Origin of the sequence: Fluoribacter gormanii (genome assembly GCF_900156395.1) — a bacterium.
Classification (GTDB): Bacteria; Pseudomonadota; Gammaproteobacteria; order Legionellales; family Legionellaceae; genus Legionella; species Legionella gormanii.
In genome coordinates this window covers 32759-49237 of the sequence record NZ_FTNL01000017.1, presented here as the reverse complement: position 1 = coordinate 49237, position 16479 = coordinate 32759, and the positions used below count along the sequence as shown (strand labels likewise).

Sequence of the window (16479 nt, the reverse complement as noted above, 5' to 3'; positions counted from 1 at the left end):
CTATGTCCTTTTATTTGATCGTGGGTGGGCATGAAATGGAACACCCTTAATCCATAATTTTAATGCTTGCCAATAAATTGCAGCCGCAACTTTATAGGTCATTAACGGATGCTTCCAGAATACCTTTTTAATGGATGAGTTATCCTCGGCCTTTAATGTTAATGTCGCATCAAAATCCTTTTTTCCCTCACAATAATTTTCCATATGAACAACTATTTTTTGTTGATTTAATTTTAAATTGATTCGATAGGTATAATTCATAGACATGAATGGTGATACATGCAGCTCTTTTTGAAATTGATAAGAATAGATTTCATTCTTAGGTTTGGCTGAATGCTTAAGAATATAATTATGCCGCTCTCCCCAAGGGGTGTTCGTGACTTCCAAAATTAAATAGTCCAAATTTTGATTCGCTTCATCAAAGAGAAAATAAATACTGATGGGGTTAAAGCAATACCCTAAACAACTCAGTTGGGTTAATAAATAGATTTTTCCCTTTGGGTACGTTCCATACCGACTCATTATCAACTGACGAGCATATTCATCAAGAGGCATAGTCGATTCATTAAGATAATGTTTTCGTCTAAATGAAAACCAATTAAATTTCTCTATGGATACGTGTTTGATGTCTCTGAATGAAGTATTTATGTTAGCCAGATCAAAACAGAACATAAATAATTTATATGAAAATTGATGCCGTTTAGGAAAAAAACGGCGATGTCGCACATGACCCGTAAAAATTAGATGCTTCATCATCTAGGTTCCTAGCAGCTTACACGTATTTATCGCACTATTGACTCCATCTTCATGAAAGCCATAACCCCAATAACTTCCGACATAGTACGTATTATTCATTCCATTAATCAAAGCAATTTGCTGTTGCGCTTTTAAGGCAGACACATTCAAACAGGGATGCGCATATTTAAATGATTGGACTATTTGATTTTCAGCAATTTCATTTGCAAGATTAACCGATACAAAAAAATCATGATTGGATTTAATTGACTGCAATCGATTCATATAGTAGGTGAGTGTGGGCGCTGTGCCTTGGTTATCAAAGTAATTCCAACTTGCCCAAGCCCTTTTATTTTTTGGCATTATATTTCTGTCTTTATGAAGCACTACCTCGTTTTCAGTATATTTGATTGCTGACAAAATGCCGATTTCTTCATGAGTAGGTTTCTCAAGCATGGTTAGGGCTTGATCGCTATGAGTCGCGCATACAACAGCATCAAAAACGTGCTCTTGGGAGTTGGTTACTATCGCGATCTTATTATTTTCTCGTTTGATTAAATCTACTTTAGAATTTAAGTATATTTGATCTTTAAGTTTCTTAATCATAGGTACGATATAGTTTTTCGAACCATTCCTAATAACATACCACATAGGTCGGTTGTATAAATCAAGAAGCCCATGGTTATTGTAAAATTTTAGTATAAAACTAGCAGAACAATTTAGTGTATCTTCTTTATATTTAGACCAAATAGAAGCCATCATTGGAACTAGATAAGATTCTATAAATTGCTCCGAGTATTTGTTTTCTGTGATGAAGTCATTGATGGTTATTTCGAGATTATTAGTTCGATCTAAGAATTTTTTTGCGTCGGAATTAAATACAATAATGTCTTTGATTAGACGATAAAAGTCTAACTTAAATAGGTTTCGACGATCTGAAAAAAGTGTATTTAAATTATGGCCACTATACTCAAGACCGCGTCGATCCGAGCGATAGCTAAAACTCATTTCACTAGGTTGAATTGGAACATTTAACTCTTCGAGCAATTTACAAAAGTTAGGGTAGGTTCTTTTGTTAAACACAATGAATCCGGTATCGATTGAGTATGTCGCTTCTTCAGTTTCTACAGATAGGGTATTTGTATGACCACCAAGATAATTGTTGGCTTCAAATAATGAAACATCATAGTTTTTGCTTAAAATATAGGAGCTCGTTAAACCAGATATCCCTGAACCAATCACTGCAATCCGTTTCTTCAAAAATAATCCCTTATTTGTAAGTTTGGCTGTTAATTTATTTAAAGGAAGGTTCCTTGTAAAGGTAATTTAAATGTGTTTGTAAATCCTTACAATCCCAATAATCATTATTTTTATAGTTTCCATCAGTGAATTCTTCAAGCTTTTTGGCTATGAAGGGGGGCATCTACATAAGACAGCTTCAAAAGTTGGCACGTTTTCGTCACTGTTGTGTCAGGTAGTGCTAGTACTTTTAGATCTTAAAAATACTTCTTACAGTCTCCCATATTATGGTCTAACACGAATCTCTTGTGATGAAACATCGCTGGACTCAGCAAGATTTTCTGCATTTTCTTGCAAAGTACTACGAGCTGAAGAGTTCCTAATTGTGTTGAATGTCGAGCCTACAAAATCAATTGTATTTAATGGGATCGCTCCTAAAGTAAGTAGTAAATAGCCAAGAGATACACCACCTGCAAATATTGCTGGAACTGCCCCACGATCACTATCGAGTTCATTTAGGTGTAATATAGCTCCTACACATTTGAAGGCAAAATAGAAGGAATAGCCTGCAGTATATCCCATACCAGTAAATATGCCCGCAAAACGAGTTAATGCATCTAAGGATGAATGGAAAGGCTCAAAAGGCTTAACTTCATTATCATAGAAAAATGACTGTGAAATTAGTGCAGCAGAACCTTTAAAATTTGATTCTAGTGTACGTGATTTAGACATATTTGAGTGTCTCCAAAGAAATGTTGTGCATATTAAAGTACATTGATAAATAAAACAAATAATTGAAGACTCTCATAGAAAGATACGCATTGCCTCAAAATACCTGTTGCCGAAGCCATGTCCAAATAAGTATGTAAATTGCATCGTTGCCTCACTATTGCTGTTGCCGAAAGGAGGAACGCAAAAATGGGGGGCTCTTCAAAAGCTGAATTAATCGAAATGACGATTGATGAGTTAATTCTTTTGTAATTTTTTGCTACATTGATAGTCAGCTTCGTTTGAATCCTTATGGGACAATAACCGCCAATTCTCGAATTTTGTAAGTTGTTCTGCAATACGTTTTATCATTGATGGAGGCAATTTTTCATATAGTGAATTTAATGATGCCATATTAAAAAAAGCTGTTTTATCTCGCATTAATTTTATGGGCTCTGATTTTTCTAGGGCTGATGTTTTAAAACTATATTGCTCAATGGCGATATTTCTAGTCGGGATTGTTTACTAGCGAGCTATTGAAAAATCTTGCTTTAAGCTCAATGCATCCGGTTGTTGAGTTCCAATCATTTCATCACTAATGACTTTAACTTTGGTAAAATTCTCGCCAACAATCGCTTGAACGTTTTCAGGTGAAGACAATGTACTATCATTATATGACAATAATTGTTCAATAATTTTGAGATCGGTGACCTCTTCAATTACATTTTTAATGTGACCTAAAACCTCGTTGTCAGGAATGAGCCTACTAAATCGTTCTAATAATTCGCAATGTTTTGCCTTTTCTTGAGTTTCAGCTTTTGAATTCTCATGAAAATCACTCCATTTATTTGTCTTTTTCGTAGATTGAGATACTACTGGGATTGTAGGCTCTCTTTGCTCTGCCTGGGTTTTTGTGTTGAGTTTCAAATACTCTTCATGCGTTTTTTCAATGTGTTTTCTAACATTGGTAAGCTCTCCAGATGGAATTTCAACCCGTATAGATCTTTTGGTATACTCATGTCCGAATATTTTTTTTACCAGTTCTTTTTGTTGCTCAGTTTTTGCAGTGATTCGAAGTGACAAACTGTTGTCTTCTCTCCATAAAAAGCCAATAGAAACTTTAGGATTGCTGGGGGAATTATCTTGATTCAATAAAGTGACTAAATGTGGAAAAGTAATTAACTTATAGGTGGGTTTAATCAGTAAATCCTCCCTTTTTTTATCATATTTATCTTTAGCATCAATTATTAATTGTTCCAGTGCATTTTTACCTATATTGCAGCTTAATCCTGCATCATTTTGTTCACACGTGAGGCCAAACTCCTGGCTTAATTGATTAACAAGATCTTTGTTTGTTGTAGTTAAAGTATAAGTTCCATTCGTTTCTTTACTTAATTGAAATGGAATTCTGCTACTTTGCGGATCAAAGCGCATCTTCCTCAGAAAAACCTCGCCATCATGGGACATTACTGAAGTCGGTGAGAAATATTTTTCCAAGTGATCGAGGAGATCAATTTCTTGAGCAGTTAATAATCTTCGTTTTTCGAACGTGTCCAATATCTGTTGATTGCTGTTAGATGCAGTGACTTGCATTTCATTGATAAACTCAATATAGTCTGCGAGTTCTTGATAATTCATATTTTTATTAATCCCCATCTCGAGTAATTCCATTTTTACTTGAGCAAAATACAAATCAAAATTAGATTTTCCAGCGCATATTTCGAAGATTTGCGCATCGATTAAGTTCTGAAATGGACTTTCTTGATCACATTTGTTTTTGAGTCTCACTAATTGACCCAGTAAGTCTTGAGGGGACGGGGTGCGTTTTTCAATTCGTTCCAATTCTTCCCTTAACGTTGGATGACTTTCAATCACTTCTTCGCTGGGGTTTTCTCCAGTAATCATTTTTCTCAATAAATGAAATCCTTCCATACGCTCAGATAAAGCGGTATCGTAGAAAACACTGTAGTTTCGATACATAAAATGGCGGGCCAAACCGATGCTTGAAGAACCTCTAAATATAGCTGGGACTTTAGCAAACGTGTCTTCAAATGAAAAATCATCACTTAAAGTTGAAGCGACTCCTTTGCCTTCATAAGGCTTGCCGTAATCAAAACCATAAAATTCTTCATCTGCAAGACCTTTGTTTTGAGCTTTTTTACCCATACCATCTCGATCACCAAGTTCAATACCCAAAATTAAATTCTTGGCTAATCCTGGAACTTCTTTAGATTCTTTTACGGGAGCATCCTTGTCTTCAACCAGCACACCATTATAATCAGGCTCAGAACCACCATGCAGGAATTCGGAAAACTCTTTGAGATCATTTTTCCAACCACAAGCTAATAAGGCATGGACTCCGCCTTCCTTGTTAGTAACCCAGGCAATTTCCTGTTTTTGGTTTTGTTCACTAAAAATACCGGCAAAATGTGTACCGACGAATTCTCTTATTGCTTCTTTATTCGCTTTAACTCTGTCTTTTTGTCTTTCTGCATAATCCAGTTTATACATCCAGGCACTTAGTTGATTATTTCGGGCAACAGCCGTTTTCACTTCATCGCAAAGCCATTTGATTCCCGGGGCTAAATCACCTTGAGCATGAGGGCCTTGTACCTGGGAATTAATAAATTTTGCAAAAATAATTTTCTTTTGATTCAGGTCTTCCTCTTTACTCAAATTATCCCTCAATTTATTAAGTGCTTTCGCATCATAAGGTTGATTTTCAGAAGACAAGTTTTTTGGATCTAAGATCTGGATCAGCTCTTTAAAAAATAGTTCATTTATATCAATAGCCCTAAATCCAGGCTCTACACCACCAGGTTTTTCTCCATAACAAAATTGGTTTGCACCAAACATAGTTCCTAATCGCGTCAGTTTTGGGTCATCACGTAAAGTTAATTGACCTATTTTCTCGCCATCATTTTGGGCGTCATCTAGTGAATGGCTTACTTTGGCTATTACTTCCTCTGGCCTTTCCAACACGGGATCACTTTTTGAGGCAAACTCCACTTCATTTGCCCTTCTTGTATTGGTCTTTAATAAAGAGGCTTCCTCAGAGGGATTTTCATTAGAGGGTTTGATGCCAAACGAATTCAAAATTTGTAGAATCAGACTTCCTGGATCAAAATGATGGCTTAATGCTGGATCTAGAACGACACCAAAATTCTGGGCACAAAAATTTTTAATGTATTTACCTAAATTACTATTTGCACCACCAAATGATTTTACAATCCGATTATATTCCCTCACAAAAACACCGAAGAGGGCAATAATTTTTACATCATCAGACAATTCTTTATCTTTTTTTATTTCTATTATTCCTTGGTTTAATCTATCTATACTATCGGTTCGTTTCGTATTAATTTGGATACCCTTTAAAGACCCACTGATTGCAGAATATTTCTCTGATGAATCACTTTTTTTAGATGATTTTCTTCTATTCAACATATCACTTACCTCATAGTAATACATATTTAATTCACAAAGATTAAAGGGTAATCAAACAGTAATTCTATTGCGCTACTTTAAGTTAAGCACTTATTGGTCGAATTGTAAAAATAATGAGGGGTTGGGGGCATTGTAATGACTCGTTCTTCTTTCAAATAAAGCATCAGGACGCGCTAGAGCCCTGAGAGATCCTCACAAACTTAACCAAAGTGATGAAGCTCGAGTTGTGCTTGAACAGTGCAGCGACAAAGCATCATTAATGTATAGGTTAAGGGCTAAAGTTTTTTGTTCTTGATTAGTGCCCCCGGATTTGGGGATGAGCCAAAAATGGCTGGCGCGCTCGAAGGGACTCGAACCCCAGATACCTTGGTTCGAAGCCTGATGCACTGGTTTAAATTTTTTATAAATCAATTCATTGTGACGCTTCAAATTCACCAATTACTGCGTAAAAACTGCCTACTACAGTGTAGTCCTGTCACAGTTGAGACACGTTTTGGTCGCAGAATAATTTGAATCATTTTGTGTAAAATTGAACTTTAATATGTGCTATTCCTAAATCAGCAAACAAGGAATTTTTTAAGTTATAGATGTCTATTAAAATCCATAGGTTGATGCAATACTCGAATAATAGCGATGCCGTAATCGATGGTTTTGAAAAAAATAATATGAGAGCCAACATTAGATGCGCGTAATTTGGGGCGAATATAATCACACTTTCGAGCAATAAAGGGATCATCTGCTAGGCGCTGAAAACTTAAATCTATAGCTAAAATATAATCTTCTGTCCCTTTGAAGCCAAACTCACGTTTTTTAAATATCAATGGCTCTAGATAATTCAGTGACCAATTGATTGTTATTTTATGGCAATTTTCTTCAAACAATGTGGGCTGCTATCAGCCTAATTTTGGAGTTTTATTGATTAAATCCTGCAATATTTCAAATAGCATCGGTTCAATTACGGCAGTTTTTGATTTTCGATCATGAATTTCATAATCAATGTATCCTTGGATAATTTCTGGGGCAGATGCAAATTGATTCGCCTGTGACGTCAAATTATCTAAAGGACTATTTTGGGGACTCAATTGTTTCGTATTAAGGTATTCTAAAAACTGTTTATCTAATAATTTTTCATTTATAAGTGGAGTAAGATGTTCCTGGATATCTTGTATATTTTGAATTAATAAGGAATGGGCTTGTTCCCGGGTTACCCCAAGTCGTGCATAATCGTCCATACCATTATCATCATATAGACTCGATTTTTGAGGAGAACCAAAAAATGTTGGCACCCGATTTACAACGGTAGATTGCTCTTCATCGTCAAACTCGTCTGAAGGGAGAGCAATCAATGGTTGGTAAAAAGCGGACTCCAAAATATTTTTTTCTGGTCTGGTTTTTACTTTATCAAGATCTGCAAGAAGTAACTGCACCTGTTCTTCTTTTAATGGAATAAAGAGTGAATCTGATGTTCCATCAGAAAATTGGAAGGGGTTGATAATATCGGCTATTGCTGTATCAGTGAATCCTAATCGTTGTAATTTTACATCCACCTCAGCTCTCGCATTTACATCCCAGAGATCAGATTTACGCTGAATTTCTAAAGAGTTTGATGCCCAGTTATAACTAAAAACAATGTGACTATCGGCATTCAAATAAGGGAGAAGTTCCATTATTTTAAATTCAGGATAATAAGAGTGACTTAATTCCCTGATTAGCCTCTGATGTTGTCCTTGTATTGCAAGAAAATCAAACTCTTTTTGCCATTGGCTTCCTACCAGCATTGTAACCACTTGCAGGTATGTATCATGATGTCTTTCATCATAAAATTTTAGTGCTTCAATTAGGCGTCCTTTCTCATTATGTAGGCTAGCTTCACTCGATATACCAGTCCGCCTGTCTGGATTTTGTTTAAAAAAGGCCAGCATGTAATAAATGACGAGATCCTTTTGAGGATCAATTAACTTAAATTCCTCTAAGATCTTAATCAGATGTTCTACATCTTCAAAATTAGACCAATTCTTTATGACCCAAAACACTAATTCCTCTAAACTGTTGTGCACTTCATTGGGAGTATCTAAACTGATATTTTTTACAAGATTAATAAGATTTCGATAAGCATCTTCAAAATCTCGGGTATAAAATTTTAAAGATTCGATTACTCTGTCTTCTCTATTTTTGGTAGCTGAGATTGTTTTACAGATAAGGTCAGAGCTATAAATTCTCGACTGATACTGGTCTTGTTTAGATGCATTTAAAAGATAATATAATTCCGGCTCAGTTATGCTATTGATTAGATTCAAGCTCTCTAATATGTGAATTACTAATTCAAAATTAGAAGAATTGATTTCTTTTACGGCTGAATTAACTAACTCATTCCTTTTTTGAGCCGATGTATTATGAAATTTTTCATTCTTGATATGTTTTAGAACGTTTGTATTATTAAATACCCAATTTCCAAGCCCAAATACATTAGACAAATGAATTAAATTGTGTAAAACAGAACGTTCATTTTTACTGTTTAACAATAAATTTTTAATATAAAAATCGGAAAATTTTGACGACACAAAATGACCAGATAAATCAGAAAGATAAGGTTCAAAGGCGGAGTTAAACCACCGTGATGTCCCAAGGAAATGCTCATCTCTTGCATAATACAACGATTTAATGTTTTCTTCTGGAAATAGATCATAAAATTCTTGAAGCTGATCCATTTTATTATGCCAAAATATGAGTTTAACCTTAGGCTTCTCTTTAATAATTAATTGTATTCTGTTTATTAACTCAGGTGTTAATGTTGTAAATGAAAGATCGATATTGCTGTCATCAGCAAGGTGTTTTAATAATTGTTGATTAAGGAGCAATGCAGTAGGGTTGTGGTATAAGGACAAATCAAGCGTATTATATTGCTCGAGCTTTTTTAACTTTTGTTCAATCAATTCTTCCTGGGTCATTTTTTTACAAGAAAATAATTCACTAGCCGTAGTTGCGGAGGGTTCCATCCGGTATCCAATTTGCTTGGCAATATGTCGGTTAATCAATGGTTCACCAACACCACAACCCACTAAATAATCAGCAAAATCACTATTTGCAAAACCTTGTAATACCTTTAGTGCTTGAAAACCATCGGTTAATACAAGGCGTGTTAGCGAGCCCGATAACACCATAAAGGTTGGAGCATTCTTATCTAACACATGGGCGCATTGATCAAGGACCTCTTGGAATTTCAGCAAATCTCCTTTAATAAATGTTCCTTTATCTGAATATTTGGATTGTGCTTGCTCAATATTAGACTCGTTAAAATCAAAGCCAGCTAAGTGCACATCTGTTTCGTTAAATGTACTTGCTGCTGCATTAATGTACTTTCCGTTACCACAACCACCATCGATAATATTAATTGATTTCAGTGCTGGTTCTTTTGCTAGTATTCGTCTAATTTCGTTATTAATTTTTAGATGTTCGGCATCATAGAATTCATCAACCTTATCACGACGAGAAGCCTCTGAATTGTAGACAGTATCTACATTCGATTTAATCCAATCCACAGCAAGTGAAGATTTTCTTGAATAAATACGATCCAGGTTACATCCCTGAACTTTGAATAACTCTTTAAGGACTAAACAATTTGCGCAGTTAAGTGGTATAGCTAATTTGGTTTTATCCTTAAAGCTCAGCACAAGATATCCTTTAATACTTGGAATATCACTATCTTCAAATTCTAGCAAACGCATTTTTAGGAGAGATTTTTGGGTTCCATCAACCAGGAGTTCACATGGTTTTTCTGAATCAGCTGAAAATTTAGCTTGTTGTAAAATATACATATTGAAATTCAGGTAAGTTGGAAATGAATATCTACCTTTGGAATACGAATCAATAAGAGACTGGACTTCGAATAATAGGTTAGCTGATTCTTTTGATGAGGATTCTTTAGAGCTATTGAGTGGATGTTCTTGCCCCATAATAAGTATCTCTTGCATTTACTCATATGATCAAACATGGTGCATATATTCAGAGCATTTACACCAATTTAGTTTGGAGTTTCTCATTAGGAAGTATAGAACAACTTTGGTGTAATTTGTGTTTTTGATTAGTGCCCCGGATTTGGGGAAGAGCCAAATTGGCGCGCTCGGAGGGACTCGAACCCCCGACACCTTGGTTCGAAGCCAAGTACTCTATCCAGCTGAGCTACGAGCGCAATAAGGTATGAAATTAATATTTTGCCATTTTGCGTTCTGGTTGATATTGAATACTGGTAACCAGAATGGTGGGCCGTATAGGATTCGAACCTATGACACAGAGGTTAAAAGCCTCCTGCTCTACCACCTGAGCTAACGGCCCTTAAGGCAAAATATTTTTAAACTGTACTCTAAAACTGGTGGGCCGTATAGGATTCGAACCTATGACACAGAGGTTAAAAGCCTCCTGCTCTACCACCTGAGCTAACGGCCCTAAAGAGGCTGGAATAATACCGTATTAGCGAAGAATTTCAAGTCTTTTTATCATGTTTCTTATATTTTTGTTATTTTAAAGGGCATAAATGTTTTTTTTAGACAAAATTGGCGTTAAAAAAAGTGGGTTTGCTTGATTAATGGGGTATGAGTGTAAATATTTTTTTCTGTAGCCAATAGGGTGCAATGCCGCATTTTTAATTTATCAGCAAGGATTTGAGCATTATTTGTTGAACTAATGAGCAATAGAACATCTGCTCCTAAAGCGCCGCAACCCTTGATTGCGAGTATCTCCGAATATTTTTTAAATTCACTAATAAGTTTTAAGCTGTGTTCTGCAACTAAATTTAGCTCTGCGAGCTTTTGATGATAGCTGTTAATAGTCTGAATCAATTTTTGGGAATTAGCTTGCTCGAATGCTTGTTTTGCTTCATCTACTAAATGTGATAAATAATCAATCTGATCGGGCAGGGCCGTATCCTGTAAATGATGGTGGGTAGCAAGTTTTACACCTGTGTGGATAAGAAAGAAAGCCAGATCATGAAAGGGCCAGTCGTAGGATTTGATTACTTGGTGTTGTTTATTAATGTAAACACACCCTTGTTGAGATTGTGCTATTACATCATACCCACTGGGCCTTAAACCTTTTCCAGTCCATGATGACTCATAATATGCATGAAGCATCTGTTGTAAATCCGGGATCGTATTATTAACAGAGCAACTCGCTAAATAGCTTGCTAAAAACTGTGCACTGGAGGCACCTAAACCACCTCGACCTGCATAAGGATCATTCCATAAAAGACTTTGTTTCAAGCGTTGTTGTTGCCACCAACGCCCAGCCGGAGATTCCGGGTGAATTTCAGATGGTTTTTCTTGTATTGTCAGTGTGAGCTCAAAACATGGGGCGGTTGTGAGAAGAAATGCTGAAGCTTGAGCTACAGCAGCATACTCACCTAATAGAAAAGTTTTCGCAGGGATTAACCATTTCATACGGCAATCGGCGTTTGTCTTATTTTAGCTAATAATTCATGAGCATTATTAAGGCTAATTCTTTTGTGCAAATCCAACCATTTTTGTAAATGTTCTTTGAGTACGGGCATTTCATTTTCATTTGCTCCTGCAGCCAAGAGCAGATTATCAATATGTAATTTCATATGGCCCTGAATAATACCTTCAGTACATAATGCTTTAATCGCACCTAAATTTTGGACAAGGCCTACAGCAGCAATGACTTGAGCTAATTGATTTGCTGAAGAAATGTTCATCATTCGTAAACACATCTTTGCAGTAGGGTGCAATGAAGTAACGCCACCTATAGTTCCTACAATAATTGGGGCCGTGAGTTGTCCTGTAAGTACTCCGTCCTGATAACGCCAACGCGTAATCGCTCGATATTGCCCATCTCGAGCAGCATAAGCATGTACTCCAGCTTCAACTGCACGCCAGTCATTTCCTGTTGCAATTAACACGGGATCGATGCCATTCATTACTCCTTTATTATGGGTAGCGGCTCTATAAGGATCCATTTCTGCAAAGAGCGATGCTTCTTGCAGTTTTTGACCAAGTACTGGATCGATAGTATGTATCGTGACTTGAGCTGTTGTTAACTTTTGATCATTTAAATTGGACAAAATACACATGGTGACTTCTTCACCAGTTAACTGCTCTATAGGTGTTTTCAAGTATTCAAGGACTTGATTAATGATATTGGCTCCCATGGCATCACAGCTATTCATGGTCAAGTGTATGACGGCCATATCTTGATTATCTTCTCTTTTGAGCTGGCGTAATTGTAAATCCATGACACCGCCGCCGCGTTTTACCATATTTTCAGCGACATCTTTATTGGCTTTGCTAATCAGATAAGCACGGTTTTCATGGAAAATCTGAGAAAACTTGGAGAAGTCTTTTACGTTCGCTAATTGAATTTGTCCTAAAATGCATTCGCCTTGAATCCAGGTCTTTATTTCGCCACATTGTCTAATCCATTTTGCGGATTTTGATAAAGCTGCGATAATTGATGTTTCTTCAACAGCCATCGGAATAACATAGTCTTGACCGTTAATGTTGAAATTAGTTGCAACACCTAAAGGAAGTTGAAAATAACCAATGACGTTTTCAATCAGTTTATCTGCTAAGTTCAAATCCTTTATGCCACCATTTTTAAGAAATGTAATGTCTTCTGGTGTTATGACCTCTAAGGCTAACAAGCGCTTAAAACGTTCTTCGCGAGAGAGTTTGGAAAATCCACGGAATAGCTCATCATTGTTAGAAGTTAAAGGCATGCTTTCTCCTTTGAGTAGCCGGCATTAACGCAAGTTTTGTAATGCCATGTTTGCGTTGTTCAAATTGGCTGTAATTTTCTTGCATACCTGATTTTAGTGTCTTGAAAAAAATGAAAGCAATTTTATCATAAAATAGGGCAGCAAACTACCTGAAAATCTTAGGTTATATATGATTTAGTTTTATTTTTTTACGCTCTCATACGCCATAGAGTATGGGTTCTTTCTGAATGAGCATTTAATTCATGAAAATAAAGTGATTTATCTTTAATGATCATTTTATTGCATATTCTAATTTACCGCATCAATAGAGAGACTAATTGACTCAAATAAGGTAGCCGAATGTTTTTTATAACCATTTAGTGTTTCTTAATCTAATTTCTCTGGTGTTTTTTGGGCGTGAAGTGTAAATTAAGCGCACTTAATTGGAGTTAACTGTTGGAGATGTTATGGGAAAACAGAATAAAGAAATGAATGCTTTTAGCGTGGCTAAAAAATTAAGAGAAACACTTATCGACCAATTGAAAAGATGTAATTCCCCAGAAGACTTGGAGCGATTTTTAAAAAAATATAATGAAAACCTGAAGAAAAGAAATTCTTCGATTACTTTAACTGCTTATCATCAAGAAGAGATCAACAGGTTGGATATACAAATCAACGAGCTGATCGGCAATTTAAGAAAACGTTTCTCACCAGTCGTTGAAATTGAATTAAACCCTATCGCTCGTGAGCGGCATGAAGAACAGCGTATTCAAGTAGATGAAAGTGCAAGTTTAACTACGACTCCTGTATTACCGACCGAGTCTATGAAAGAACATCATCCTCTTGAACAACAGAATGAGCATAAAGTTGAGGTTCCTTTTGAGAAAGAGAAAGGAGTGACTCGTGTCTCCGCTCAGGATAAAACGTCACTTGAATCCCCTCCAAAAAGAGTCGAGTTGGAAAGAGAAAAGGGTGGAGTATTAAAGCACCCTAAAACAAAACATAGTGTAAGATTTGCAACTTTAGAAGAGGAGCAGAAACCTAACAAGGATTTCAGGGATGATAAGCGGCTCCAGGAAACTCATGTCGATCCCAGAATCATAAAACAACGACAGGTTCATATTTTCGATGTAAGGATCAAATTAAGAGCTATTCAGGCAAAACAGACAATATATGAAGAAAAAGTTAAAAAATATCAGAACGAAAAAAATCGGAAAGAATTATTGAAATATTCAAAAGCTGCAAACGCTGCAAAAAGCATTCATGTCCAAATATCTGAATTGATTGATCAATATGTTCGAAATGGCGATTTGGTTTCTTTTAAATCAAAAAGCCAAGATGTTCTAAGCGAAAAGTCAAATAACGTAAAAACATTAAGGACACATCGTGGATGGTGGGAAAAATTTTTAGATGATCTGGTGGACCTCATTAATACGGGATTGAATCGTGTTGGTTCTTCCGCTCGTATGTCTCAGCTATCAATATTTAAGCCCCTGGCCGATGGAGGAAAGAAAGTTACTGAACTAAATAATGCAATTAGTTCGTTAAAAGCAACGGTTTAATTTTTTTCGCAAAAAAATAGGTAGCCTGAGTTTTAATTTGATTCACTCAGGCTTTATTTTTTACCTACCCGAATAATACCTTATTGTGGTATTATGTTTCATTGTTTTTGCTCTTCCGGAATATTCCTATTATTCTTGAGGCTATTTTTCAATAAATATGACTATGGTACAAAACAGCGCGCAAATCATGTTCGACAAGGAACTTGCCAGAGTTCACTGTACAGGGCCATGGTCTGTTCTGAACATTGGGAATTTATTGGCAAAATTCGGTGAAGTTGAGTTACCAAAAAAACAAAAAGTAATTATTAGCGGCAAAGACATCAGTCATTTCGACAGTGCAGGAGCCTTGGCTCTAATTAAATGTGTTGATATGCTCGAACAACGAGAAAATCAAGTTGAACTGGATGATTTTACCGAAACGCAACACCAGCTTATCGATTTAATTAAATCAAAAAAAGATGTTCTAGATTATCACATTCCCTCTCCAGATAAAAAAAATGTATTTTATCAATTGGGCAAAGAATCAGAGCGTAAATTTCAACAAGTAGATGGTCTTATTGTTTTAATTGGTGATTTGACTACCAAATTATTCCAGGCATTTGGTAATTGGCGACGATTTCAATTACCTAGCATTATTTCGAATGTTCATACTACAGGTGTTACCGCTTTACCCATCCTGGCTTTGCTCTCTTTTTTAATTGGTGTGGTTTTGGCTTATCAAATGGGATTGCAATTACAAACATATGGGGCCAACAGCTTCATTGCCTATTTATCAGGTATGGCTATTTTTCGTGAATTTGCTCCCCTTATTACAGCTATTATTGTTGCTGGGCGCACCAGCTCTGCATTTACGGCACAAATTGGCAGCATGAAACTGAATGAAGAAGTGGATGCACTTTTAACTATGGGACTTTCTCCCACCGAATTGTTAGTACTTCCTAAAGTTCTAGGATTATTGCTCGCATTCCCTTTATTGATTTTTTGGTCTGATGTTTTTAGTATTTTAGGGGCAATGATTATGGCCAATAATATGCTGGGCATCAGCTTCATTGATTTTTTACAACGACTGAAGGATTCCGTTGGAATTTCACAGTTGAATTTAGGCTTATATAAAGCACCCGCATTTGCTTTGTTAATTGCCCTGGTCGGTTGTTTTCAGGGATTTAGAGTAGAAGCCGGTACGGAAAAAAATATTGGCAGCCAAACTACTAAAAGTGTAGTGCAAGCCTTATTTTTAATTATCATTGCAGACGCTATTTATTCAATTATTTACAGTCGGATGCATTTATAGATGAGTGAACCCATTATCGAAATTAAAGGGCTAAAAAATTATCTAGGTGGTCAATGGGTACACTCTGATGTCAATTTGACTGTCGAAAAAGGGGAGATTTTAGCCATTATTGGTGGTTCGGGAAGCGGAAAAACAACGATATTACGTAGTTTACTGATGTTATTAAAGCCTACGGCAGGCGACATTAAGATATTTGGCCAAGACATTAGCCATCTCAATATGGAACAATCATTTCTGCTTCGTCGCCGTTGGGGAATGCTTTTTCAGCATAGTGCCTTATTTTCATCAATGAATGTGGTGGAAAATGTTATGTTTCCCATGCAAGAGTTCACTAAGCTGGATCATCAATTCATGTATGAATTGGCTTTGCTAAAAATCGCTTTAGTTGGATTACCTAAGGAAGCCGCTGGCAAATTACCTTCAGAATTGAGTGGGGGAATGCAAAGAAGAGCAGCTGCTGCGCGTGCAATTGCTATGGATCCGGAGTTGTTGTTTTTGGATGAGCCAACTACAGGTTTAGACCCATTGAGTGCAAGGCTTTTTGATGAGTTGATTATTTTTTTAAGAGATTCTTTAAAACTCACTATAGTCATGGTGAGTCATGATATAGAATCCTTAAAACGGACGACAGATCGAGTAGCCTTTGTCGGTGATGGAAGAATTTTAAGTATTGAGCCGATTAATGATTTGATGAAAAATAAGAATAAAATAATTGCTGGATATTTTAGTAAAATGTAATCTAGAGCCTGTCAACATTGAATGTATGCGACGGCACTATGCCTAACTGGAGA

Annotated in this window: 12 protein-coding genes and 3 tRNA genes; 4 read left to right on the top strand and 11 right to left on the bottom strand. The window is 36.1% G+C overall.

Going from position 1 to position 16479, the window contains the following annotated elements; genetic code table 11:
* The 3 genes from BW930_RS11395 to BW930_RS11385 form a co-directional block, all read right to left on the bottom strand.
* The gene (locus tag BW930_RS11395; RefSeq protein WP_058466885.1) at positions 1-756 is read right to left on the bottom strand and encodes a DUF1365 domain-containing protein; all 756 of its coding nucleotides are present in this window, start codon (positions 754-756) and stop codon (positions 1-3) included.
* A complete protein-coding gene (locus BW930_RS11390) occupies positions 757-1995 on the bottom strand; it encodes an NAD(P)/FAD-dependent oxidoreductase (protein WP_058466886.1) in 1239 nt (412 codons plus the stop codon).
* A 264-nt stretch (positions 1996-2259) separates the two neighbouring features.
* On the bottom strand, positions 2260-2706 hold the full coding sequence (locus BW930_RS11385; RefSeq protein ID WP_058466887.1) for a hypothetical protein: 447 nt from the start codon (positions 2704-2706) through the stop codon (positions 2260-2262).
* 334 nt (positions 2707-3040) lie between these two features.
* Here BW930_RS11385 and BW930_RS17530 point away from each other — a divergent pair, with 334 nt between their 5' ends.
* Positions 3041-3211 carry a pentapeptide repeat-containing protein gene (locus BW930_RS17530; protein WP_082647055.1) on the top strand — a complete coding sequence of 57 codons (171 nt, stop codon included), beginning with the start codon at positions 3041-3043 and terminating at the stop codon, positions 3209-3211.
* Here the strand turns inward: BW930_RS17530 and BW930_RS11375 are convergent.
* From BW930_RS11375 to BW930_RS11335, 8 genes are all read right to left on the bottom strand, one after another.
* Positions 3208-6153: a hypothetical protein gene (locus BW930_RS11375; RefSeq protein WP_131756862.1), complete on the bottom strand. Its 2946-nt coding sequence runs from the start codon at positions 6151-6153 to the stop codon at positions 3208-3210. The genes BW930_RS17530 and BW930_RS11375 overlap by 4 nt on opposite strands.
* 557 nt (positions 6154-6710) lie before the next feature.
* Positions 6711-7010, bottom strand: coding sequence for a type II toxin-antitoxin system RelE/ParE family toxin (locus BW930_RS11365; RefSeq protein WP_058466891.1), 300 nt, complete (start codon positions 7008-7010; stop codon positions 6711-6713).
* Between the two features lie 12 nt (positions 7011-7022).
* Positions 7023-10100 carry a methyltransferase domain-containing protein gene (locus BW930_RS11360; RefSeq protein WP_058466892.1) on the bottom strand — a complete coding sequence of 1026 codons (3078 nt, stop codon included), beginning with the start codon at positions 10098-10100 and terminating at the stop codon, positions 7023-7025.
* 141 nt (positions 10101-10241) lie between these two features.
* Positions 10242-10318 (bottom strand) — tRNA-Arg (locus tag BW930_RS11355).
* A gap of 67 nt (positions 10319-10385) precedes the next feature.
* Positions 10386-10461: transfer RNA gene (locus BW930_RS11350), tRNA-Lys, on the bottom strand.
* A gap of 35 nt (positions 10462-10496) precedes the next feature.
* A tRNA-Lys gene (locus BW930_RS11345) sits at positions 10497-10572 on the bottom strand.
* Between the two features lie 113 nt (positions 10573-10685).
* Positions 10686-11561: a mevalonate kinase family protein gene (locus BW930_RS11340; RefSeq protein ID WP_058466893.1), complete on the bottom strand. Its 876-nt coding sequence runs from the start codon at positions 11559-11561 to the stop codon at positions 10686-10688.
* Positions 11558-12856, bottom strand: a complete 1299-nt coding sequence (locus BW930_RS11335) for a hydroxymethylglutaryl-CoA reductase, degradative (protein ID WP_058466894.1) — start codon at positions 12854-12856, stop codon at positions 11558-11560. The genes BW930_RS11340 and BW930_RS11335 overlap by 4 nt, the downstream gene beginning before the upstream one ends.
* Before the next feature lie 446 nt (positions 12857-13302).
* Here BW930_RS11335 and BW930_RS11330 point away from each other — a divergent pair, with 446 nt between their 5' ends.
* The 3 genes from BW930_RS11330 (at position 13303) to BW930_RS11320 (ending at position 16426) form a co-directional block, all read left to right on the top strand.
* On the top strand, positions 13303-14397 hold the full coding sequence (locus BW930_RS11330; protein ID WP_058466895.1) for a hypothetical protein: 1095 nt from the start codon (positions 13303-13305) through the stop codon (positions 14395-14397).
* Positions 14398-14560: 163 nt separating this feature from the next.
* A complete protein-coding gene (locus BW930_RS11325) occupies positions 14561-15688 on the top strand; it encodes an MlaE family ABC transporter permease (protein ID WP_058466930.1) in 1128 nt (375 codons plus the stop codon).
* Positions 15689-16426 (top strand): ABC transporter ATP-binding protein, encoded by a 738-nt coding sequence (locus tag BW930_RS11320; protein WP_058466896.1) that lies wholly within the window; start codon positions 15689-15691, stop codon positions 16424-16426. It abuts the gene before it with no gap.
* Positions 16427-16479 lie beyond the last annotated feature (53 nt).